Annotated in this window: 13 protein-coding genes and 2 pseudogenes; 4 read left to right on the top strand and 11 right to left on the bottom strand. The window is 39.8% G+C overall.

Going from position 1 to position 22,981, the window contains the following annotated elements:
* Window positions 1-224: 224 nt before the first annotated feature.
* A complete protein-coding gene (locus JQC92_RS04255) occupies window positions 225-7,370 on the bottom strand; it encodes a type I polyketide synthase (RefSeq protein ID WP_204998481.1) in 7,146 nt (2,381 codons plus the stop codon).
* Window positions 7,367-8,212 (bottom strand): transcriptional regulator, encoded by an 846-nt coding sequence (locus JQC92_RS04250; RefSeq protein ID WP_239480354.1) that lies wholly within the window; start codon window positions 8,210-8,212, stop codon window positions 7,367-7,369. The genes JQC92_RS04255 and JQC92_RS04250 overlap by 4 nt, the downstream gene beginning before the upstream one ends.
* Window positions 8,213-8,368: 156 nt before the next feature.
* On the opposite strand from JQC92_RS04250, the gene JQC92_RS04245 reads away from it, so the two are divergent.
* A complete protein-coding gene (locus JQC92_RS04245) occupies window positions 8,369-9,124 on the top strand; it encodes a 4'-phosphopantetheinyl transferase family protein (protein ID WP_239480352.1) in 756 nt (251 codons plus the stop codon).
* Between the two features lie 226 nt (window positions 9,125-9,350).
* A pseudogene (locus tag JQC92_RS04240) lies at window positions 9,351-9,947 on the top strand (efflux RND transporter permease subunit); the annotation flags it as partial.
* A gap of 516 nt (window positions 9,948-10,463) precedes the next feature.
* Here JQC92_RS04240 and JQC92_RS04235 read toward each other — a convergent pair.
* From JQC92_RS04235 to JQC92_RS04220, 4 genes are all read right to left on the bottom strand, one after another.
* A complete protein-coding gene (locus JQC92_RS04235) occupies window positions 10,464-11,327 on the bottom strand; it encodes a collagenase (protein WP_239480350.1) in 864 nt (287 codons plus the stop codon).
* 79 nt (window positions 11,328-11,406) lie between these two features.
* On the bottom strand, window positions 11,407-11,892 hold the full coding sequence (locus JQC92_RS04230) for a glutathione peroxidase (RefSeq protein WP_204998479.1): 486 nt from the start codon (window positions 11,890-11,892) through the stop codon (window positions 11,407-11,409).
* A 59-nt stretch (window positions 11,893-11,951) separates the two neighbouring features.
* Complete coding sequence (locus tag JQC92_RS04225) at window positions 11,952-13,289, bottom strand: RsmB/NOP family class I SAM-dependent RNA methyltransferase (protein ID WP_204998478.1); 1,338 nt, start codon at window positions 13,287-13,289, stop codon at window positions 11,952-11,954.
* A gap of 89 nt (window positions 13,290-13,378) precedes the next feature.
* The gene (locus tag JQC92_RS04220) at window positions 13,379-14,047 is read right to left on the bottom strand and encodes a glutathione S-transferase family protein (RefSeq protein WP_204998477.1); all 669 of its coding nucleotides are present in this window, start codon (window positions 14,045-14,047) and stop codon (window positions 13,379-13,381) included.
* A gap of 161 nt (window positions 14,048-14,208) precedes the next feature.
* Here JQC92_RS04220 and dbpA point away from each other — a divergent pair, with 161 nt between their 5' ends.
* Window positions 14,209-15,603 (top strand): ATP-dependent RNA helicase DbpA, encoded by a 1,395-nt coding sequence (gene dbpA, locus JQC92_RS04215; RefSeq protein ID WP_204998508.1) that lies wholly within the window; start codon window positions 14,209-14,211, stop codon window positions 15,601-15,603.
* 177 nt (window positions 15,604-15,780) lie between these two features.
* Here dbpA and JQC92_RS04210 read toward each other — a convergent pair whose 3' ends face one another.
* Window positions 15,781-16,077, bottom strand: a complete 297-nt coding sequence (locus tag JQC92_RS04210; RefSeq protein ID WP_204998476.1) for a hypothetical protein — start codon at window positions 16,075-16,077, stop codon at window positions 15,781-15,783.
* Between the two features lie 249 nt (window positions 16,078-16,326).
* Window positions 16,327-16,506, bottom strand: a pseudogene (locus JQC92_RS04205) (IS110 family transposase); the annotation flags it as partial.
* A gap of 73 nt (window positions 16,507-16,579) precedes the next feature.
* On the opposite strand from JQC92_RS04205, the gene tnpA reads away from it, so the two are divergent.
* Window positions 16,580-17,023, top strand: coding sequence for an IS200/IS605 family transposase (gene tnpA, locus JQC92_RS04200; protein WP_204998475.1), 444 nt, complete (start codon window positions 16,580-16,582; stop codon window positions 17,021-17,023).
* Window positions 17,024-17,141: 118 nt separating this feature from the next.
* On the opposite strand, the gene JQC92_RS04195 is transcribed toward tnpA, so the two are convergent.
* The 3 genes from JQC92_RS04195 to JQC92_RS04185 all read right to left on the bottom strand — a co-directional run bounded on the left by JQC92_RS04195 (window position 17,142) and on the right by JQC92_RS04185 (window position 22,535).
* Window positions 17,142-17,429 carry a hypothetical protein gene (locus JQC92_RS04195; protein WP_204998474.1) on the bottom strand — a complete coding sequence of 96 codons (288 nt, stop codon included), beginning with the start codon at window positions 17,427-17,429 and terminating at the stop codon, window positions 17,142-17,144.
* Between the two features lie 1,717 nt (window positions 17,430-19,146).
* Window positions 19,147-21,720 (bottom strand): PKD domain-containing protein, encoded by a 2,574-nt coding sequence (locus JQC92_RS04190; protein ID WP_204998473.1) that lies wholly within the window; start codon window positions 21,718-21,720, stop codon window positions 19,147-19,149.
* A 161-nt stretch (window positions 21,721-21,881) separates the two neighbouring features.
* A complete protein-coding gene (locus JQC92_RS04185; protein ID WP_204998472.1) occupies window positions 21,882-22,535 on the bottom strand; it encodes an RluA family pseudouridine synthase in 654 nt (217 codons plus the stop codon).
* Window positions 22,536-22,981: the final 446 nt, after the last annotated feature.

The raw sequence follows: 22,981 nt of genomic DNA, 5'->3' as shown, positions 1-22,981 counted from the left end.
AAAATACAAATACTGTTGCTCATACTGAACCTTTATTGCTGATGTTGCGGTTACTTCAATAACTTGCTTAAACACGTTGTCGATGCCTATACCATTGGCGTTTAGACAAGTTTGGCATTGCAGTTTTGATTCAATATCATCTAACCGGTTACGGTCATTTCTATCAACAGGAATGACCGCAATTCTTAAACGTTGATTTTCACCGAGTTGTATTGGCTTCAACACTAGCTAACAGCTCCGCTCGTTTCTACATCAGCAAAAGGTTCGAAAACGAGTGTAGGGCTAAGACTGACTTTGGTTTGCTTCATGTAACAGCTTAAATCACCGTTTTGATGATATAACGCCACATCAGCAATAATGCCTGTTTTACTGTTTTGAACAATATTCAAAACCAGTCTGCCTACTTGATCATTTTTCAACGCTGAAACACAAACAAACTCTCCAATACTGACAGGCAAGCTGGCTTGATTATGCTGTAGTTTTGCCCATACCAACATAGCTTGTAATAAAGCGTCTGAAGCAACGGCATTGTATTTATCATTCGCAGAAAATGCTCCCCAATCACTTACCGACAATTGGGGTAATTGAATATCGGCGATTAACCCTGAACCATCAAAATGAGTCACTTGCTTGATGGCTTGTAGTTTTGGGCCATGGAATAAACTGCCGTTTTGATACAGCTTAGTGCCAGAAACTTGATGCTCTGCAATCGCTTTATCTAACAAACTAAAAGTTTCACTTGCCATGACGCTGATTAAGCGAGCCTTATATTGTGGCTTGTTATCACACCAAATGGTCGCTAAATATGCTTGGTCATGTTGCTCTAGTTTCAAACTCATTAACTTCACAGATTGAGAGTCGAACGCCACGCCTTTGAGTAATTGATAATCCAATATCTTTAGCGACCGATTGGTTTGAGCCTCAGCTTGCTGTTGTAACCATTGCAGTGCGCACACTGTCGGCAACACCAGGTTGCCATTGATTTTATGGTGTTCGATTAAACCAAGTTGCTGCGGATCTAACGCTAAGTCAAATTGTGCTAGATCCGCATTAAGCTTTTTTACTTCGGTTCCTGTATCCGCTGATGAGTTGCCTTGCATATCTGATCCAATTAACAATTGGCTTGCAGATTCACTCAGTATCTTTTCAGCAAATAGTGCTGCGCCTGCGTCTAAAGGAATGACGTAAACACCACGATCAATGAACATTTTTTTCAGTGCATCATTGACCATGCCACCGTCCCAAGGTCCCCAGTCAAAACTGATGACTTTAGTTTTAGGTAACTTTTGTGAGAGTTGTAATGCAGCTTTATTAAGAATCTCATTACTCATCGCATAGTCGCTTTGTCCTTCGTTACCGTAAAAACCAGCAGCAGAAGAGAACAGAGCAATAAGCTTAAGTGAATCAAGTTGCAGTGCAGATAAAACGTGTTTCAACCCAGACACTTTTGTGCCATAAACACGAGATAATTCATCAAGGGTTTTATCTTGAATGTGCTTGTCGGCCAATACGCCTGCACCATGAATTAATCCAGTAATGGGTGCGATAGCACTCAATGTCGACAAGGTAGTTTGCACATGCTTAGCACGACTGACATCTAAAGATATGTACTCAGCACTGGCGCCAACTTGTTCAAATTGTTGCAATGCATTAGCAATTTCTAGACTGCTGTTTACCGGCTTAATCAACTCGTTGACTAATTTTGGCGTAGGCTTTTTATTCTGGGCTTGTAGCTCCGCTATCGCAGCTGCTTTTAATTCAGATCCAACTTTGCTTTTTGCCCAATCAGGAAGTTGATTGTTTTCAAGGTAATCACTGCGCCCAGCCAAAATGAAATGCGCTTTGCTCTTTACTGCAAGTGCTAATGCACACTTTAAGGTGACACCTTTTGCACCACCCGTGACCAAGACTTTATCGGTAGCGGAAATATCCGCTGCTGTAGATTGTTGTTCCGCGGTTTCAGTGGCAACCAGTGTGAATCGTTGTTCTTTTGTTATCCCAACTTCGATCACATCATGTTGAGTCGCAAACTCAGCGATAATAGCATCGGCAAAAAAGTTAGATTCGAGTTCAGGCTCAATATCAAGTGCCTTACAACTTACTTTTTGCCATTCGTGGCTTAAGGTCTTGGTTAACCCTGCTAGTGCAGCTTGGTTAAGTTCAGACTGTGATGTTAATTCAGCATTGAAATATCCAAAGCCACCATCAATGCGACTTGTCGTGACAAAGCGAGTAACTGAGTTAGAAGCTAAAACAGGTTGTAAGTGTTTCGCCCATAAAAATGCACTTTCTACATGAGTCATAGCGGACTCAGATAACTTAACAGCGGTTGCTTGTGAGTTCAAACCTTTGGGTTGCAGATGAATAAATCCTGCAATATGCCCTAATGATTGGATTTGTGTTAATGCATCTTCAATGCTTTTATCTGAAATATTTTCAAGAGTGATTTGAGTAATATCACTGTTCACTGGAGATTGTTGCTCAAGTATGTCAACGGGAGCATGAATAACTGCGACGATTAAACCTTGAGCTGTTAACTTTTCTGCAAGTAACCCTGCATTCTGTCCGTCATCATTGATGATAACGACACTGCCTTTTGGAAAGTTTAACTCTGCATTAATCGCCGCTGGCAGCTTTTTTAATGCTACCTCGCTGTGTGGTGGAAGTTCGACGTCTGTTATCACTAACTCTGCATTGGCAGCTGGTTCTACGATGACTTGAGTTGGACTTAAAGGCGACGCACTCAATTGGCTGTTCATGTAGGCCACGATTTCACCGAGCGTTCTGCATTCGGCTAAGTCCTCAGCGTTCAATTCTGGGAGTTCAGGTAATTGCTCTTGCACTGTACCTAGAATCTCGACTCGTTTGATAGAGTCAATGCCTAAGTCGGCTTCCATATCCATCGCAAAATCAAGCATTTCAGCAGGGTAGCCCGTCTTGTCGGCGACCACATTAAGCATAGTTTGTTGAACCTGGTCACTGGTCAGATTACTGGTTGATGAAAAAGCGGGTTCAACTGTAGGCTCAACAGGAGATGAATCACCAAGCTGGCTGTTCATGTAAGTGACAATTTCTCCAAGTGTGCGGCACTCAGCTAAATCTTCTGCACTCAATTCTGGCAGTTCAGGTAACTGGTCTTGAACCGTACCCAAAATTTCCACTCGTTTGATTGAGTCAATGCCTAAGTCGGCTTCCATATCCATTGCCAGGTCTAGCATTTCTGCCGGGTAGCCCGTTTTGTCGGCTACAACATCAAGCATGGTTTGCTGTACTTGATTGCTCGTTAGGCTCTTTGTTGCAGCAATAATTGGCTCAACTTGGAGGGCGATCGCTGGAGAATGATCTAACTGGCTATTCATGTAAGCGACAATTTCACCTAACGTGCGACACTCAGCTAAATCTTCTGCACTCAGTTCTGGTAATTCGGGTAGTTGGTCTTGAACGGTACCTAAGATTTCAACACGTTTAATGGAATCGATGCCAAGGTCAGCTTCCATATCCATTGCTAAGTCGAGCATCTCGGTTGGGTAGCCCGTTTTATCGGCTACTACATCAAGCATGGTTTGCTGAACTTGATCGCCAGTAACGCTACTGGATACTGTAGCTGTTGTTTCTACATGATTAGTGTTAGCCGTCGATGAACTTCCCAACTGGCTATTCATGTAGCTGACAATCTCACCTAAGGTTCGGCATTCTGCTAAATCTTCTGCGCTCAGTTCAGGTAGCTCTGGTAATTGATCTTGAACGGTACCTAAGATTTCAACACGTTTGATGGAGTCGATACCTAAATCAGCTTCCATATCCATCGTTAAATCAAGCATTTCAGTTGGATAGCCAGTTTTATCTGCAACAACGTTAAGCATGGTCTGTTGGACTTGGTCTGCATTCAAGCTTGATTCTGAAATCTTAGGCGTTTCAATAACAGGTAGGGGCTGAGCTTTTGCTACTGGGGTAGCGATGGCTGGCTTTGTGGCTGTAACTTGTGGTTGAGCTGAATGTAACGGTGTATTCGCTTGAACCGAGGGTTTAGCGACATTCATTGCGATACGTTGAGCTTGTGATGCAACGCCATTGAGCAAAGAAAGAGCGGCTTGATTTTGTTCAGCTTGCAACTGCATGAATTGTTCATGGCTTTTCAATGTTTGGCTTTGGTGCTGGTGGAACATTTCCATTGAACGCGTTAACGCTTCTGGAATTGCTAAACCTTTACTGGCCATTTCAGCTTGTTCAGCCATTAACTCGCTAAAAGTATCGCCATATTGTTTTGGAATCGATAAAAATTGTTGATGCAGTTGTGCTACTTGATCTTGAGCACTAAAGAAAGCGCCTAATGTGTCCCCTGAAGCTACAGTTTGGTTGCCTGCTTGAGGTGATGTTTGTTCAATTTGAGGTGTCTTACTTGACGTCATTGGTGATTCCACCGTTTTTTCTATTATTTTTTCGACGACTTTTTCTACTTCACGGTCGACGTATTCAATTTGGGTACTGACTTCACCAGTTTTTAGAGAAGTTTGCATTTTTTGCTGAGTAGCAGGGCTGATATAGTTATTGCCGTTAAGCTTAAAAGACATGCCAGCTGCGGTTTCAGGGTGTGAGATTTCAGCTTTATATGGGTCGATGTTGCTTAATTCAATACCCGCAACAGCCAGTTGCATTGCAGCTTGACGATATTGCTTGTCACTGTCGCCTTTTGCATTTGGGTTTAAGCTGATGACCTTGATGTCTTCACTATGCTTTGTCAGGTTGGCTTTGACGAGCTTTTGCAGAATGTCTTTAGGGCCAAACTCAACAAAAATACGTGCACCAGCAGCATACATTTCTCGTACTTGTTGGCGGAAATGCACCGACTGGAGCATGTGCTCTGTAAACTGCTTTTGAATCTGTTTATTATCTGCAGGGTAAGCATTTGCGGTAGCGTTACTAAAAACTGTACCTAATGGAGAGTTAAACTCAACGTCATTAATCGCATTTGCAAAAGGTTGCTGAGCATGAGCAACAAGTGGTGTATGGAAAGCTCCTGATACAGGCAGAGCAATGACTTTATAACCAAGCTGTTCCTTAATTACTTTACTACATTGAGCGAGAGCATTTGAGCCTCCAGCGATAACTTGCTGGATATCAGAGTTATCATTGGCGATTTTTACGCCATCAAATTGCTCGATAATAGTATGCAACTTTTCAAGTGCATCGGACTCAGCAGGTAAAATAACAGCGGCCATGTTACCTGTATCTACACCTTCGGGAGCCGATGCCATTGCCTGTCCACGAGCAAAAGCGAGTGTGGTGTAATCTTGCTTATTCAGCACTCCTGAAGCATAAAGTGCTGAGAGTTCACCAAAACTATGACCACCAAAGAGTTCAGCTTTAAATCCTGCTTTGGTCAACAAATCAAACTGAGCAACAGAGAGAGCGCCAATCGCACTTTGTGCAAATGCCGTATTCGTTAGATCAGCAAGTTGTGATTTACGTTCTTGTTCACTGAATACAGGAATTGGGAATAGTTTACTGGATAAGCTTGGCTGATTATTCTCAATAAAAACTTTATCACTTAATGCCACTTGCTGGCGAAGCTCTGGGAAGTTACAAGCCAGTGTTTTACCCATATTCACAAATTGTGAACCTTGTCCTGCAAAGAGTGCTGCAACTTTTCCTTTTGTTGCTTGCGCTTGATAACTGGTGCCCGATGGTAATTGCCATTCAGATTCGTCACTGGCGAGTCGAATCATCGCATTTACAAGCTCTTTTTCCAGTTCAGTAACCGATGAAACAACAAAACCTATTCGGTGATTATTATCAGCAAGTTTACGATGAGAATATGACTTCGCAAGGGCGTTAATATCGACACCTGTTTGCTTGATCTGTTCAAGCTGAGAAATTAATTGAGATTTTGTTGGTGCATCAATCAATAAGCTCGTGGCCACATTACGTTGACGATAAGGATATTCTTCATGTTCTTGGGTGTATTCCTCCAGTACAACGTGGAAGTTAGTGCCACCAAACCCGAAAGAACTGATGCCCGCACGACGAGGTGTATCGTCGGCTTTAGCAATCCAAGGACGAGTTTCACTATTGATGTAAAAAGGTGAGTCTTCAACACCAAGCTTTGGATTTGGATTATTTACATTGATGGTCGGTGGCAACACTTTATGATGTAAAGACAGCGCAGCTTTAATCAGACCTGCTGTTCCTGCGGTTGCTTTTGTATGACCGATTTGTGATTTTATTGAACCTAGAGCGATGTGCTGTTTTTGGTTATTGTTTTCACTGAATACGGAGTTAAGGCCATTAAATTCAGCCACATCTCCGGCGGCAGTACCTGTACCGTGAGCTTCAATAAGGCCGACAGAATCTGGTGCAAAGCCCGCGTCATCATAAGCCCGGTATAACGCTTTGGCTTGCCCTTCAGGACGCGGTGCATAAATGCTTTTAAATTTGCCGTCAGATGAAGCACCGATACCTTTGATTACTGCATAGATTTTATCGCCATCACGCTCCGCATCTTCTAAACGCTTGATAGCAATCATGCCGATGCCTTCACCTATCATCATCCCGCTTGATGAATCATCAAATGGTGTGATGTTTTCTTTGTCAGTAAATGCAGGCGTTTTGGAGAAACTCATGTACATGTATGGTGAGTTGTCGGTATCGACACCACCGGTGATCATCATGTCTGAGCGATGTTCTGTTAGCTCGGTTAATGCCATACGAATTGCGGCCAATGAACCAGCACAAGCTGCGTCTACTACGCAGTTCATTCCACCTAAGTTAAAGCGATTAGCAACACGACCTGCAGTGACATTTCCTAAAGAACCTGGAAATGAGTTTTCTTCCCAAGGCACATATTGGTCTTGCACCTTTTGGATCAGCATTTCTGAATCTTCATCGCTGATGCCGCTATTTTTGAATACCTGACGCAAGACAGGATATTGCAGACGTGCATTCATGCTTTGACTGATCTGTTGTCCGCCACCAATGCCTAAAGTAATACCAATGCGATCACGATCATAATCTTCTGACAAATTAGCATCGGCTAAGACTTCTTTAGCAACGACTAAAGACAACAATTGCGAGGTATCGGTTAACTCAAGAATATTGGGCGGTAAGCCAAACTCCATCGGGTTAAAATCGACATCAGGTAAAAAACCACCACGTTTGCAGTAAATTTTATCTGGTGTTGATTTGTTACTGTCGTAGTAATCATCCGCTCGCCAGTGGCTTTCTGGTATATCCGTAATGGCATTGATTTCATCGCTGATCAAATCCCAAAACTCATTTAAATATCGAGAATTAGCGAAGATGCTTGCCATGCCGACAATCGCAATAGGGGTATCTTTTAAGCGCTTATTCAGGCGCTTATCTTGTTGACTCATACAGATTCTCCGGAGAAAAGCTTGGTTTGGCGAACGCTCAGATTTTTTGATTGTTTTAACTGTTGCGGTTTCGCTTGTGGCTCGTTTTTATTTTCCGTTGGATTGGAGGGGATATTAGTTTGGACTCCCGGGAAACGAGCTAAAAATGTGTGGTAATTTCGCACTAATAAACGACGTAGATGAAATGGCCCTTGCTGCAATACATAACCGATATAACGATTGGCCGCTTGAGTATCATTGTCTTGATAAATATCAACATAGACCCAATCAGAGTTTGGGTCGATACCAATAAAGACTGAACTGGGTTTTTTTTGCGGGATCTCGTCAGGGATGGCGAGAGAAACTACTTGTACGACAGAACCAGGGTCATCTTTAGGTAATTCAAGAGCTTTAGCTAAGGTTTCAGTGTTTAATGCATACGCACTGACCTCAGAGCCTTGTACAACGGGTAGCTGATTAAAATAATCACCTGGGACTTTAGTTGGTGTCTCATCATCAAGTTTAGACACGCCATACCGCTTTAAACAACGAGCAAGACCTGAGCGGGACACATTAGGGTTAATGAATTCTTGGGTGACTTTTAAGAGTTTATCTAACGACAGCTCAAGTTGAGAACGAAGCCCTACAACCACATATTCTTCAGTTGGTGTGAGCGTCGTATTTAAGTGTCTAGGTGTGTGGTCACCATCGGAAATATCTTTACGGTTACGCCACTTACGAACCGTAGCGGGGCTGATGTTCAAGATTTTAGAAAGTTCAGCCACGCTCATATCCGACGTTTGAATAAAGCGCCGCATTTCAGGTGTGGTAGTCGCATTCCCATGTCTTTGACGTGTTGTCATAATGTTTTATAGGCATCCGTTGCCAGTTTATTCGTTTAATTTTGCAAAATGAACAGTAAGATTACCTCAGTCTCACTCGGGTTACAATCAGGTGGGACAAAATAGATTTTACAAAACATTTCAGCATAAGGTTATAATGCAACTTTACGGATTAACTTGGCTTTTTATTTGTATTCGTCACAACAACCACTTATTGAAGTTACGACTTATCTTTATGAAATTCAGTCGATTAATGATAAAGAGACTGCATTTAAGTTATTGTCTGAATCAGAGCAGCAAAGAGTTAAGCGTTACAAGTCTGAGAGAATGAAAAATCAGGCTTTATTTTTTCGAACAACACTCCGAGAAACCTTGTCTCGTTATTGCGATGATAACGAATTAGAACCTATTCAATCTAACCAGTGGCAGTTTGAAATTGAAAGACACGGAAAACCTCGCTTAATTCAGTCTCAATTTGATGCAACTGGGATTCAATTTAATATTAGTCACAGTGGTGATTACTTATTGATTGGTGTCTTTCATTCGAAGCTACCTTATCGTGATATTTTGTTTGGTGTGGATATTGAAAGAGAAAGGCAAAATACAGACTTAGATGCGATTTTACATCGTTATTTCTCAGAGATTGAAGTTTCAAGTTTATTAGCGTTACCTAAAGATAAGCAGCGTAAGCGGTTTTTTGATTTATGGGCGCTAAAAGAATCTTACATTAAGGCAACAGGTAAAGGCTTAGCAACAAGGCTAGATTCCTTTTCTTTTACTTTCGATGATACGAATGGCTCGATAGAATTGATTGCCGAGAATGAACATAAGAATCTTCATTGGCAGTCATTCATAAAACAGAGTGCTGGTGGTTATCGATTAAGTGTTTCTGTTGCAACAAAAGATAAACTCGCATTAGTGATTAATTTCTAACTATGTAAATTGATAAACTACTTTCTGCCTTGAGTTTCAGAAGTTTCAATATTCTGGAAAAACGAATGATGTTTTAGATAGTCAAATTACAGAATACACGTACGCCTCTTCTTCCATACACTTATCAAAAGACTTTTTAACCAAGCTTCAAACTGCAGTTACAAAACTCCGTGATACAAGTTATTCGGGCAAAACCTGACATCGAGCATCAGAGGTGACGAATCCGATTATTGCGACCACAATGGTACCAGATGGAATGAATTATGAATGGACAGACATTACATATCAGTAGATTTTGGCAGGAAACACTGGTGGCCTCATATTCTTACTGGTGATTTGTTTAGTGTTTATGGTGTTAGCAGCACAGCATGAAAGTTTGAAATCTTCAATAGCAATTATTCTTATCATTCCTATGACAATGCTATCGGCATTAACTGGCGTTTGGATTTATGGCGGCAACAATAATATCTTTACTCAGATAGGCTTAATTGTGCTGGTGGCTTTAGCAACGAAAAATGCCATATTAATTGTCGAATTCGCTAAAGAATTACAAGCCGAAGGCAAAGAAATTAAAGAGGCTATAATTACGGCTTGTAAATTGTGCTTGCGCCCTATTTTAATGACTTCATTCGCATTTATTATGGGTGTTTTACCGCTTGTGTTTTCTATTGGAGCAGGCTCTGAAATGCGAAAAGAGATGGGTGTTGCTGTATTTTCTTGCATGCTAGGAGTAACCTCCTTTGGCTTGATTCTAACTCCAGTGTTTTATTATCTGTTGATGCGTCAACACTTCGGACAGTTTTTAAACTTTCGCCGTTTATAATAAAATAACTCATTGAATTTTAAGGAATCCATGTTTTTAGATTCAAATTTTTAAGCTCAGTAAATTCAATCAGTTATAAAAAGTGTCCTAACCATTGATGCGTAAGAAGAGCAAATAAAAAAGCGGCTTATCAATTGATAAGCCGTATAATTCCAATTCGGAAATAACATAGGGAGATGATGAACAAACAATACTTAATTAATCTGTTCGTCTAAATAGACCCACGAATAAATAAATTGATTACATAAAAAAAGAACAGATGATATTGCTAAAAGTTATGAAAGAATTTTTAACCTAGATAATATACTTTTGAATAGATAAGCACTGAAAAAAAGACAAAAAAAAGCGACCTATTCTTTAGATCGCTCACTTCCAATTTGGAATATCTATGATACAAAAATATCAATAAAGGGAGAATGATGATGAACAAACAATGCCTTTAACTAAGTTAAAATAATCTGTTCATAAAGTCAGACTCTGGAGTTTTAAGATAGTTCAATAAAAAATAAAAAAAGTTTATTTTTTTTCAATTTTTTTTAGCCAAGTCGAAAACTCTGCGTCATACCTTGTTCCCCATAGCGTTACAAGCTTTTGATATTTATCGTATTCTCCTTTTCTTGTGAACTTAAGCATTTCATCAACTTGAGCGCGATGATTTTCTAACATAAATCGTGTTGCAAGATATCCCCAACGGTAAATGCGCACACTTCCACCATCATTCTCATAACTGGTATTGAATAAGTCACTCAGTTTGTATTCCCCTGACTTTGCTGTTTCAAACGCTTTGGGGTTGTTGTCACCTTTACTAATGTATTCGGCTAAACCTTCGGCCCACCAAACTAAATGTGGTTTCACAGGGGCGGGCTTTGGGCAGTATTCAGGTGCACCATGAGAATCGTGTGGCCAAGAGCAAAAATCACCATGAAGATTAAAGCGACCATCTAAATAATGGATGTATTCATGAGCTAAATTCCAAATTTGACCATTTTTTTCGTAGGCAACGAATTCTGCTTGATTGCCTTTTTTATTTGGATACCCCTCTAAATACATACCACCGTTGTCACTTGGAACATCAAAATGATCAGTTACGTATTTCACATAGGAACCTCGATCAGCATAAATATTGGCTCGCATACTGGCATTGTTATCATCTTTAACTGGAGATGAAATCGTACCAAATAGCTCGTGAAATTTAGCTTCTTGTTTCGACAGTAGTGCACAAGCTTGTGTTATTTGAGTTTGAGACAACTTTTCAGAACGAATTTGAATTGTTGAGCTGCATTTATGTTCTTGCTTTAATATTGAAGAAATTGAAGGTTGATACGCAACGGCTGAACTAGAAGTTAGAGTAAGTAATAAAAAGGGGATTTTGTTATTCATTTTATCGTCCATGAGGTTTATTTGATAAATTGTATACAATCTATCATTCGAATCTCTCATGGACAATTATTATTCTAATTTACTCAGCCAATAACTTTTCAATATCCGATTTTATGTCTTCTGGCTTGGTCGTTGGTGCATAGCGTTTGATCACTTGACCTTGCTTATTTACTAGAAACTTAGTGAAATTCCATTTAACAGACTCTGAACCCAGTAGTCCTTTAGCCGATGATTTAAGGTAGTTATACAGAGGGTGAGCGTTATCACCATTAACATCTACTTTGGCAAAAAGAGGGAAGGAGACGCCGAAATTTACTTCACAGAATTGTGAAATTTCACTTTCCGAACCAGACTCTTGACTCGCAAATTGATTGCACGGGAAGCCCAAAACACTAAACCCTGAACCTTTTAATGATTGATACAGTGATTCAAGGCCTTTGTATTGTGGTGTAAACCCGCATTTACTCGCAGTATTCACAATTAATAATACATCCTCTTGATATTGGCTTAGGGCAACATCATCGCCCGTAATAGACTTAGCTGTGAATTCGTGAACTGAAGACATAAGTTATGCTCATCCTTAATAAATTGTTTTCAGTATATCGAGTATTAATGACAGTTGTTTTATTTTTTGATCATTTTCGCGACAAACATTCCGTCGCTATTTGCTTCGTAAGGCCAAATGGTTAAATACGACTTTGCTTCTCCTGTAAAAGGATGAATAAGCTTAACCAGTTCAAACTCTGGGTTATCTGCAAGAAAGCTCTCAACAACGTGTCGGTTTTCTTTATCTAACAGTGAGCAAGTGGCGTAAACTAATGTTCCAGCTGATTTAACTGCTTGGGCGCTTTGAGTCAAAATGTGCAATTGTAGGTTTGCTGTATCTCCCACATTTTCTAACGTGTCTGTCCAACGCATATCTGGATTACGGCGCCATGTTCCAGTACAAGTACACGGTGCATCAACCAGTACACCATCGAAATAGTTTTCTTTTACAGGTAACGATTCAGCTTTCCAATACTGAGTTTTTATCAGCTTTGTATTTGCACGTTTGGCTCTCTTTGATAATTCTTCTAACGCCGAACTACGAATATCAGAAGAGATAATCTTGCCTGCCGGTTTTGACGTCGCTTCACGGCTCATTAATGATGCCAATTGTAAGCTTTTACCGCCAGCACCTGCACAAGCATCCCACCACTGTTCATCCGGCTTTGGAGAGCAGACATTGCCGATCACTTGAGAAGCAAGATCCTGAATTTCAAGTTTACCTTGTTGATAAGCTTTTACTTGAGGCAAATTAATGCTTTTAGTTCCAAGGTGTAAAGCATCGTTGAAAAACTCACTACGAGAAATGTTAATATCATCAGATTCTAGTGAACTAATCACAGTTTCAGTTTTTTCAAATTGAGCTCGTGCCCATATCGGAGGCCGAGAAAGCATGCTATCGGCGAGTTTACTTTGCTGTTCTTCACTTAACTGTATGTGTGACCAAAAGGACTCAGGTAACAATTGCGTAAGCTCGAACTTATGTTGCGGGTATAATTTTGCAATTCTGTCTAGTTTGGAGTCTTGGGTTTGTATTTCAGTCAATAACTCAACATCTGTTTCACTAAGCTCGGCCCAAGCCTGAATGATAGCTTCCCATGAATGTTGTTCTAATAGGGCTGTTGCCAGTAATAGTTTTATGGTTTCAGCATCAACAGTAGCTGGATTATGAGAACTCGAAAGGTTTTGTTTAAGCCAACCCCACCAACGAAAAAGCCCAAACAGAGTTTCACGGATAATACGGCGATCTTTAGAACCATGTTTTTTATGTTCACGAAAGTAATTAGCCAGAATCCTATCTGCAGGTTTTTGGGTCGACATCACCTCAGAAAATAAATTTAAGATAGTATTTGCATAACTCAACGCACGTTTTTGAGTTGGAGTCGAAGCAATAAGTTCTGAATTTGAATGGGTCATACCGCCACCAAGATAGTGTATCTAATCATAAAGGCGGGGATTTTAGCACATACATTAATTAGGTATGCGCTAAATAATTACGGTCTGATTTATTTAGTGACCATTTGCTGGATGCGCTTAATTTTTTCTTCATCTGATAAATTAGAAGGTTCTGGCATCATAATACCTTTTTGAACAGCTGGTCTTTCTGCGATTTTGTCTAGCCAACGTTGCAAATGGGTTAGGCCTTCAATATCAACACCACTCCAATCATAAATTCTCACCCATGGCCAAGTCGCCATATCGGCGATAGTGTACTCATCTCCAGCGAGGTACTCTGTTTGTTCAAGTTGAGTGTTCATTACTTCAAAAAGACGACGGCCTTCTTTTTGGTAGCGCTCGATGGCAGTTGGGATCTTTTCTGGAAAGTAGCGATTGAACACATTAGCTTGTCCCATCATTGGGCCCACACCACCCATTTGAAACATTAGCCACTGCATAACGCGTGAACGAGCCTTTTCATCTTTTGGTAAAAACTTACCTGTCTTTTCGGCTAGATAAACTAAGATTGCGCCAGATTCAAACACATTAAAGTCATCATTATCTTTGTCAATGATTGCTGGAATACGGCCATTTGGGTTGATGACCAGAAACTCAGGCTTTTTTTGCTCATTAGTAGAAAGATGAAGTTCATGAAGTTTGTATTCAATGCCCATCTCTTCAAGTGCAATGGAAACTTTATAGCCATTTGGTGTCGCTGCAGAATATAAATCAATCATTAGGAATCTCTTTTTGTGAATATGATAATGAGATTGTGCCTCAATAGATTAGTTTCAAGTTTAGTTTGTTTATTTGATAGTTGGATAGGTTATAAGCGATTAAAAACACTTTTTCTGTTAAACTGCCGCACTGAGTAGTCCTCCTTTCTTATAGAGATTTTATTTTGAGCCAATCCAAAACATCATCGGCATTTTCGTCACTGCCGTTAAAAAGTGAGCTAACTTCAAACCTTGAGACAATGGGGTACGAAAAGATGACGCTAATTCAAGAGCAAAGTCTACCTTTGATCTTGAAAGGAGAGGATGTTATTGGCCAAGCAAAAACAGGCTCTGGAAAAACAGCAGCATTTGGATTAGGGCTGCTTAATAAGTTAGATGTAAAACGGTTCAGAATTCAATCTCTTGTACTTTGCCCAACCAGAGAACTTGCCGACCAAGTTGCTAAAGAGATCCGAACGTTAGCACGTGGAATTCATAATATTAAAGTGCTTACACTTTGTGGTGGTGTTCCAATGGGGCCACAAATTGGTTCTTTAGAGCATGGTGCACATATTATTGTCGGAACACCTGGAAGGCTTACGGATCACTTAAGTCGTGGACGGTTAGATCTAAGTAACGTGAACCTTTTGATTCTAGATGAAGCCGATAGAATGTTGGAAATGGGCTTTCAAGATGCGTTAGATCAAATTTTGGGTGAGACGCCTCATCAACGTCAAACGCTATTATTTAGTGCGACGTTTCCAAAACAAATTAAGTCAATGACTGAGAGCATTATGTATGCTCCTAAGCGTGTTGAAGTTAAAGAGACACACGATAACTCAAGCATTGAACAGCATTTTTATTGTTTAAAAAATAATGACCAGCGCATGCAAGCGTTACGGTTGTTATTGCTAGATAAACGCCCAGAAAGTGCAGTTGTGTTTTGTAATACTAAGCGTGAAACTCAACAGGTTGCAGATGAACTTGCTAATCTAGGGTTCAGTGCTTTGGCGATACACGGTGATCTAGAACAACGTGATCGTGACCGTGTTTTGCTTCAATTTGCGAATAAAAGCTTGAATGTTTTAGTGGCGACAGATGTTGCTGCACGTGGTCTGGATATTGATGCACTCGATGCTGTATTCAACTACCATTTGCCTTTTGACTTTGAAGTTCATACACACAGGGTTGGACGTACAGGCCGTGCGGGCAGTAAAGGAAGTGCGTACACTTTCTATACTGAGAAAGGTTATATTACGGAATTGATTGGTGAGTCTATTGGCCGCCAAATTACCAGTGAAGCATTGCCTTCTGACAATATCCTTGCCGATATTCCACCGGTACCTGAGATGAAAACAATTCAAATTGACGGTGGGAAAAAACAAAAGTTACGACCTGGTGATATTCTAGGTGCATTAACAAATGGTAAAGAAATTAGTGGTGATGAAATTGGTAAAATTCAGATTTCAGACATCAGGGCTTTTGTAGCAGTTAATCGCCGAATCGCCAAAAGAGCCTTAAATAAGTTAAAAGACGGTAAAATTAAAGGCAGAAACTTTAGAGCCTGGTTGGTGTAGGTTTGATTGCTCCAGTGAAAGCTGGAGCGATTTTGGAGTAAACCATGCTTCGTTCTGTAAATGGCTTCTGGACAATTCCTTGTTCGGAATATTACTTTTTATCAACGAAAAGTCATTACTATTAATTAATGAAACTTTAATATTAACTCAAGTTTCGGAGTTCGTTTTCACTAAAAATCATGGATACTTTCCACTAGAAATGGCCTCTTGGCGTAAGGTAAACGTATCCATTTGCATAACTTGAATAAAGAAAGAAGTGACCTCCTCGTTGATTTTACCCAATATTTTTTCGCCATCTTCAGCTGGTAACGTAGCAATATTTGAGATGGCATCACTGATCAATGCCTGAAATAATCCCCATAATTTACAAGCAAAATCTAAATTCCGTAAACTGTCACTAAACAGATTTCTTGAGTCACAGATCTTGCTGTTTTCACCGTTCTGCTTGGCATGAAGAAGTAAACAAAATCTCAATCCTGTCAGGTGAATTGAAGCGATGTAAGCACTTATGTGGACTCCCCACGTGTCAACAACAAACTGTTATTAATCGATGAATAAATGCGTACTTATGTACGAGCTCAATGTTGAGTAGCGAACTCAGGCTCTCTGATATTTACTCGAACCAGTAAACAAACCTGTACTACGAGCTCAAAGCTCTTAGTGCTTAACTGTTTTTACTGGCTGATTTTCATCTTCGATTGAGCATTTTGTTGTTTAAACTCATTACTTGGCTGGGATTAATTCAGCCTTATATTCAGTTCCCTGGGTTAACATGGCAAAAGCTGTCCTTACGGTTTTACTGGCTAATGCCACTGCAGCACATTTCTTCCCGCGTCGTTCAACGAGCCCTTGTATCCATTTTTCTTTTGTAGTTCGGGCTTCTCTTTTTACGATTTGTTTTACGCAAAAGACCAGCTATCAAACCTTGAAGCTCTGAGGGTTTTATTCCCCGCCGCTTGCGGCGTAATATGATGTAATGAGCGAATTCATTCACAAGAGCCATAACGTAACTATTTTACTATATCACTTAGTTTTTCCAGCCAAATACAGAAGAGCGGTATTTGACGACACAGTCGATAAGGAAATCAAGAATATATGCCTTGATATAGAAAGTCGTTACCAAATAAAATTTTTAGAAATAGGAACAGACAAAGACCAGGTTCACTTTCTCGTTCAGTCAGTGCCGACGTATTCGGTGACAAAGCTCGTAACGATGATAAAAAGTTTAACGGCAAGAGAAGTATTCAGCCGTTGTCCATCAGTCAAGAAACAGTTGTGGGGTGGTGAACTTTGTACAGATGGATATTTAGCTAGCACAGTTGGTAAACATGGAGATGAACAAATGATTGCCAATTATGTTAAGAATCAAGGGAATGAATATAAGAAGCTCCATAATGTTCATCAGTTAGAGATGTTCTAGATTGATACCCCGCTGCTTGCGGCGGGGTAGTTCATTATCTACTTCTAACTCCCTGCTGCTTTAAGCTGGGAATATCGAACTTGTTAAGAAGTTGGAGTTTAAGTCTGAAAAATTTATGTTACCGCTGTTGTGCAAACCAGCGTGTTACAGCAGATACACCAGCAATGACCACAGATGCTCCTATAATGCCATGGTAACTAATATATCTTTGGCAGTCGGGGTTACTTCCCCATTTTTGTTGTGTATCGCAATGATTTTCATGAAAATTATTTAAAGCAATCATAGCCCCGCAAGCAACTAGACCTGAAGTGAATATAGTATATTCAAAGAAGGTTGTTAATGTATTTCGCTCTTGAGCTGCGGGTTGTTGATTAGCCAAAAGTGGCTGTGTTCTTTGTATGGCCATCGGAATCTCCTGTCTATTAATCACCTAATCAATGGAGTTGAGAAGAGGTTCTTAAAGTCGTAGCAAGGCTATGTTGGTATTAAGCAGTTAATAGTTTGAAACAAATTGTTTTCACAGCTACTTCTTTCTTGTTCAAGTGGCCGCCCCCAAGATAATAATCCGATTTTTTTGTCGTAAACCATGACATGAACCCCCAGCGTGTCGCAATTATTATCTGAACCGGGTGTAATACAACTCCTATGACTTAGCTATGTTTAAATTATCAGCAAGTGCTAGAGTAACACGGCTAGCGCATTAAATTTCCGGGCAGAGCGAGAGTCATCATCGAGTGCGGCGATCTTCTTTTTCCGGGCTAAATTAACCGTTTTATTGTATCTTGTTTCAAGTAAATGTGTTATAACTTATCGAGCTAAATTTATATTCAAGTACGCCACCATATTGACCCCCTATCCCAATAGTATTTTTTGTTTCGGCGTTTTTCAATACTGACAGGTGTCACTTTGCGCTCAAAACTTAAGCTACATTATTTGTAGCTTTTTCTGCTGTATTTTCTCTCTGGATTTGACATTACATCACCAACGGGATCGAAATTTCTGATTTCACCTGACCACCTCAAAATTAGAATATCAAACACCTTCTAGAGCAAACAATCTAACCTGATGTTTTGGTGCATAAGTTGGTTAAGAAAGTGCTTCGCACTTTAAAACATCGTGGGCTTTCCACCCACACCCGAGCAAAAAGGGGTTCTCCAGCAAATCCCTTCTTGCATCATCTCTTGCCGCCCAAACGAAGCTGAACGTTTCAGGTATGATTGAATAAATGCCTAACGCCTCAGATGGTACATCCTTGTACCTCTGAGTCTAGCCCGACATCCATGTCGGTCTCACGTCATTTTGCATTCAATCATATCTTCAACAGCTTCAATGGGAACCGTCAGCCCTTAAGCTGTATTTGAATATTTTAATGTTATCACTTGTACTGATTTTAAAACAACCAATACCCCTGGCGTTTACAACAGTTTCCCATGGCAAAGTTGTATTTCTTAGTTGTTGAAAAATAGCGTAAGCGCAGCATGGACGCTGCGCTAGATTCTGGGGTGCATGGTCGTTCTCGCACATCCATGTGCTTCACGACATTCGGGCGTCCTGCCTATCAGATGCACCATCAGAAGCGTTAGTTATTGTTTGCCATAAGAGGTATTACGTTTAACTTTGCGGGGCGGCTCTGGGGATTCAAAAGGGGAAACAGCTGGAGGCTTCCCCTTTTGGCGGTGTGGTGTGCAGCCCCACGACTTTTAAACTTCGCAGAAGTTTTGATATCTGGTTATAAAAAATGATGCTACGCATTAAAACGTCACTGGACACTCGCCTTAGCAAGTGTGACGGTAATGGTTTGAATTTAGCTTATTGAAACCTATAAAGGTTTGGGCCAAAAGTTGGTTAGAAAAATGCAATGCGGTTTAGGGGCTGATATTCCCCATCGAATCTATTTCAGATATTGCGGAGTGTAAAATATATGACTCAAAAAAGGATGCTTATTTACGAAGGACATCCATTCTTTAGTCATAGGATGAGTAAAAGATAGCTTTTGAGCATTCACTGTTCAGTGTTGTGACCAGTCTACTTAGAAGACTAAGCTTCACTGCTCACACCTTGAATAGGTAAACGCTCAAATAGCACGAAATTTAACTCTGAAAGATAAACCGTACCTAGTCCTTTTAAAAGCTATAAACGGAAATCGGGCGTTCTGTTAACTTTTTCCAGTTTACAATGTTTGTTAACCCGACAGACAATTGGTAGTTAAAACCATCATTAAATTCTTGTAATCCTCTCCATGGAGGAATGAAAAATTTATGCTCTTGCTTCATATAAATACGCCCATGATGAATGCTAGATAAATACCATTTACGGTGGTGATACTCGACACACTCAGAGGTTTCTAGTGGTGAGAACTCCTCAGAGATGCAGTAACCTGAGTTCTGTGAATCAGGATAATACTCGTTGTAATAATAGCGTTTGATAGATAACGAGTTGTCACTATTTAATTGCCATTTGAGAGGATGCAAACGTGCCTCGCTTTCATCAAGCTTGCCGGAGTCATCTCTGTCAATACCACTGACGAAATGACCAGAGCCATCTTGATTTAATTCTAGCCACCAGTAGTTTCTAGTTTTTCCAAAACGGCCGTCTAAGCTATAAATTCCAGGTATGTTTTCAGTCGACCATTCATTTGAATGATCGAGCATTTCATGTGTTTGAGTGAACTTTTGTTGATCTGATATTTTTACGTCTGTATTAACTAAAGTAGGTGTAGAGTTTTTTATAGGTTTAATTGAAACTTCGAAGTCATGCTCATTGTCCTCAGAAAGGGCAAAGCTTAATGTATTGTCGGTTGAGGTAGTGTATGGCACTTCAAGGGTTTTACTCACCAAAGTGCCATCATTCAAAAAGTTACCATATTTAACTTGTACTGATTGCTCATCGAGAAGAGTTACATCAAAGACTTGACGTGATTGAGAGTCATAATTGTTCTCTATTGAGTTTGTTCCCCATAGGCTAGAGCCTATTGGGATTGGGATTGAGTAATTGGTATTTAGTTTAAACGGGTTTTGGGGAACGTTATCCAACTGGTATAACACTGAAGCTTCTAATTGCTGTGCAATAGGTTCACTATCCGGTAAAGCGTTTGATGAGTCATATTTATTATAATTATAGTGCCGAGCAACCAATAATGAACTATATGGATTTCTTAACAGTTTTAAATGTGACTTGGAACGATGGGTAGTCCAAGTATAATAACCATCTCTTCCTGGAACAGTTCCATTGCCAACACTGTTAATTGGTCCACTCCCATCGTAAGTTATAACAAGTTCAGAAGATGTTGTTTCCCAAGAGAAAGTGTAAGCACCTGTTGCAGTTATTAATTCACCAGTATTGTCATCTTTTAATTCTAGTTTTCCACCGTCTGCATTTTCAAAGTTATTGTTTAAAAAGTATGTACCAGCAATTCTTTGGTCTTTACCAATAACAAATGTGAGTTCATTATTTGATGAATATAGTTCTTCGAGCTCATCTTGCATATACTCTTCGATGAGTAAAACAATTTCATTAGCATGATCATAATCTGAAAGAAGATCTAATGAAGTTATGTCACTGCCTGTTATTTCTAATAAAGTTTTGTCAGCAACAAGCTTGCTGAGTGTTGCAAGTGGGAGTATCGCACTAAAATCAAAATTATCAGGTAATTTGTCTAGCTCTGCTGATGTCTGAGGGTATTCATTTCCATTTTCGTTAAAAATTAATGCAGTATAGGCATTTGCGAAGTGTGAAATGTTTAAAGACGGTAGTGTTGAATTCGTCAATAATCCATCTGCTCCACCTAACTTCGTCATGGTTTTAATATCAGATACTAGTGATGTGACTTCAAATGTAGTTGATTCTTCGGCGCCAATGGCGCGCATTCGCAAAATATGTTCTGAATATACGTCATCAAGCTCAAAGCTGATTTGATATTCACCATGCTGATCAGTTTTGGTTTCAAATAGCTGTTCACCGACGAAAAAGCTGATATCTGAGGCCGTTGAATGTCCGTATACTCTGCCTGATAAGTTGAAGCTTAAGATATTCGCTGTAACATTCACCTCGACAGTTTGAGTTGTTGACTCATTGTCGTCGTCCGTTACCGTAATAGAAAAACTCAGTGTAGTGTCTTGAGATATTTCAGGTGCAATGAATATAAGGTTGCTATTTGTAACTTCGTTTAGCTCTACATCAGGCCCTGACGATTGCTCCCATAAATATGAAACGACAGTACCATCTTGATCACTTGCCTCAGCTTGGAGGTTTACTTCTTTCTTTTCTTCTATCGTGATCGGTGAGATTGAGACTAAAGGAGTAATATTATTAATCACTTTTATGTCTGCGCTTTGAGAGACCGAACCACCATTATTATCTGTAGCGGTTAAAGAAAGGATTATAATTTCATCTTCTGCTACTTCTGGGGCGAGAAATGTAGCTGAGCTTGTGGTTGCGTTGTTAAGTGTCACTGTTGGGCCTGAAATTTGTGACCATTGATAACTTACAATCGTGCCATCAACATCAGAGGCTTGTCCTGTTATAGTCAGCTCCTCTTTTTCATTAACTTCTGAATCACTGACAGTTACACTTGGTAGAATATTTGTTTTTGAAACTTCATCTGGCTTTTTGGATTTTTCACCACCACCACATCCGGTTAGGGTACATAAAATTAATGTAACAGGCAGATATAAATATACAATCTTTAAGTAGCGCATAAATCCAATCCTTTGATTTTATATTCTTATTAGTTTTAATATTTGCTTTTCAGCATCTTACAAAAAAAAGTTTTTGGGGTAAAGGAATGGTAACTACTCAACAGTTAGGCATGATAGGAAAATCATGTATTTTTTCTCACAACAAGCGTCTAACTGGCGTCTTAAAAAGAATGCTTACTTACAAAGGACATCCATTCTTTAGTCATAGGATGAGTAAATGATAGCTTTCTAGCATGCAAGCTCAAACGCTGTCGTTTGGCAATAACTGATTTGTTTGCATAAAATTCATCACCTAAAATCGGATGACCTAATGCTAACATATGGACTCTGAGCTGGTGGGTTCTCCCCGTTTCTGGTAGTAATTTTATGAGGGTATTATCGTTACGCTCTTCAAGAACTTGGTAGTGAGTTACAGCTTTTCTTCCGTCTTTCTTTGGTTTTTGCAGAGGCACTCTTTTTTCATCTTTTCCTAAACTTAAATCAATGGTGCCTGATTCCTTCATCAAATGACCTTCAATTTCTGCAATATATTCTTTTTGTGTTTCTTTATTTTGAAACTGGGTTTTTAAATTGGATTCAGCTTGCTTAGTACGAGCAAACACCATGATCCCTGATGTATCGCAATCCAAACGATGCACGAGAATGGTTTCAGGATAAAGTTCTTGTAGGCGAGTTACAGCACTATCAAAAGTGTGCTCAGCCATTCCGGGATTTGATAATAAGCCTGATGGTTTATTGATAATAATAATATCTTCATCAATATAACGAAGATCTAACCAAGGCACTGAGGGTGGAGTATAGATAAAAACTTGCATTGCATTTCCTGAAAAATTCGGCAGAGAATTCTAACCTGTTTATCCGATTTTAGAAATGCGATAACTTCGGTTTGTATATTGAAAAAAGGAAAGTAGAGCGCTTTCCTTTTTTCAATGATGATTGTTAATTATCATTAGGATTAATAAATTAAGCAGGCATCACAACAGGTCTTTGCTCAAGCTTTTCCCATGATACATTGTTTTTCCAATCAGCAATAAGTTCATACTTTTACATTAACTCAACATTAAATGTGGTCGCAAATTGAACAGGTGAGCGCTAAAGTAGCACAAAATTCAACCTCCAAAGGTCAGCGCTACCAAATTTCATTAGTCCCACAACTGGGTTGAACCCCCCGTCTTTCAGACGGGTAGCTTTTAGCTAGCAGTTGGCCTTATGATGTTTGTATGAGATACAGGCATGGTTCTCACACAAAATATAAAATTGA

It is taken from the genome of Parashewanella hymeniacidonis (assembly GCF_016900895.1).
Taxonomy (GTDB): domain Bacteria; phylum Pseudomonadota; class Gammaproteobacteria; order Enterobacterales; family Shewanellaceae; genus Parashewanella; species Parashewanella hymeniacidonis.
Note: the sequence above shows the minus strand (reverse complement) of the source record. Positions and strands in the feature narration are given on the sequence as shown.

What these genes read in the sequence shown, in the direction of transcription:
- JQC92_RS04255 (WP_204998481.1), bottom strand. Translation starts at nt 7,370, where the DNA reads ATGAGTCAACAAGATAAGCGCCTGAATAAGCGCTTAAAAGATACCCCT.
- JQC92_RS04250 (WP_239480354.1), bottom strand. Translation starts at nt 8,212, where the DNA reads ATGACAACACGTCAAAGACATGGGAATGCGACTACCACACCTGAAATG.
- JQC92_RS04235 (WP_239480350.1), bottom strand. Translation starts at nt 11,327, where the DNA reads ATGAATAACAAAATCCCCTTTTTATTACTTACTCTAACTTCTAGTTCA.
- JQC92_RS04230 (WP_204998479.1), bottom strand. Translation starts at nt 11,892, where the DNA reads ATGTCTTCAGTTCACGAATTCACAGCTAAGTCTATTACGGGCGATGAT.
- JQC92_RS04225 (WP_204998478.1), bottom strand. Translation starts at nt 13,289, where the DNA reads ATGACCCATTCAAATTCAGAACTTATTGCTTCGACTCCAACTCAAAAA.
- JQC92_RS04220 (WP_204998477.1), bottom strand. Translation starts at nt 14,047, where the DNA reads ATGATTGATTTATATTCTGCAGCGACACCAAATGGCTATAAAGTTTCC.
- tnpA (WP_204998475.1), top strand. Translation starts at nt 16,580, where the DNA reads ATGAGCGAATTCATTCACAAGAGCCATAACGTAACTATTTTACTATAT.
- JQC92_RS04195 (WP_204998474.1), bottom strand. Translation starts at nt 17,429, where the DNA reads ATGGCCATACAAAGAACACAGCCACTTTTGGCTAATCAACAACCCGCA.
- JQC92_RS04190 (WP_204998473.1), bottom strand. Translation starts at nt 21,720, where the DNA reads ATGCGCTACTTAAAGATTGTATATTTATATCTGCCTGTTACATTAATT.
- JQC92_RS04185 (WP_204998472.1), bottom strand. Translation starts at nt 22,535, where the DNA reads ATGCAAGTTTTTATCTATACTCCACCCTCAGTGCCTTGGTTAGATCTT.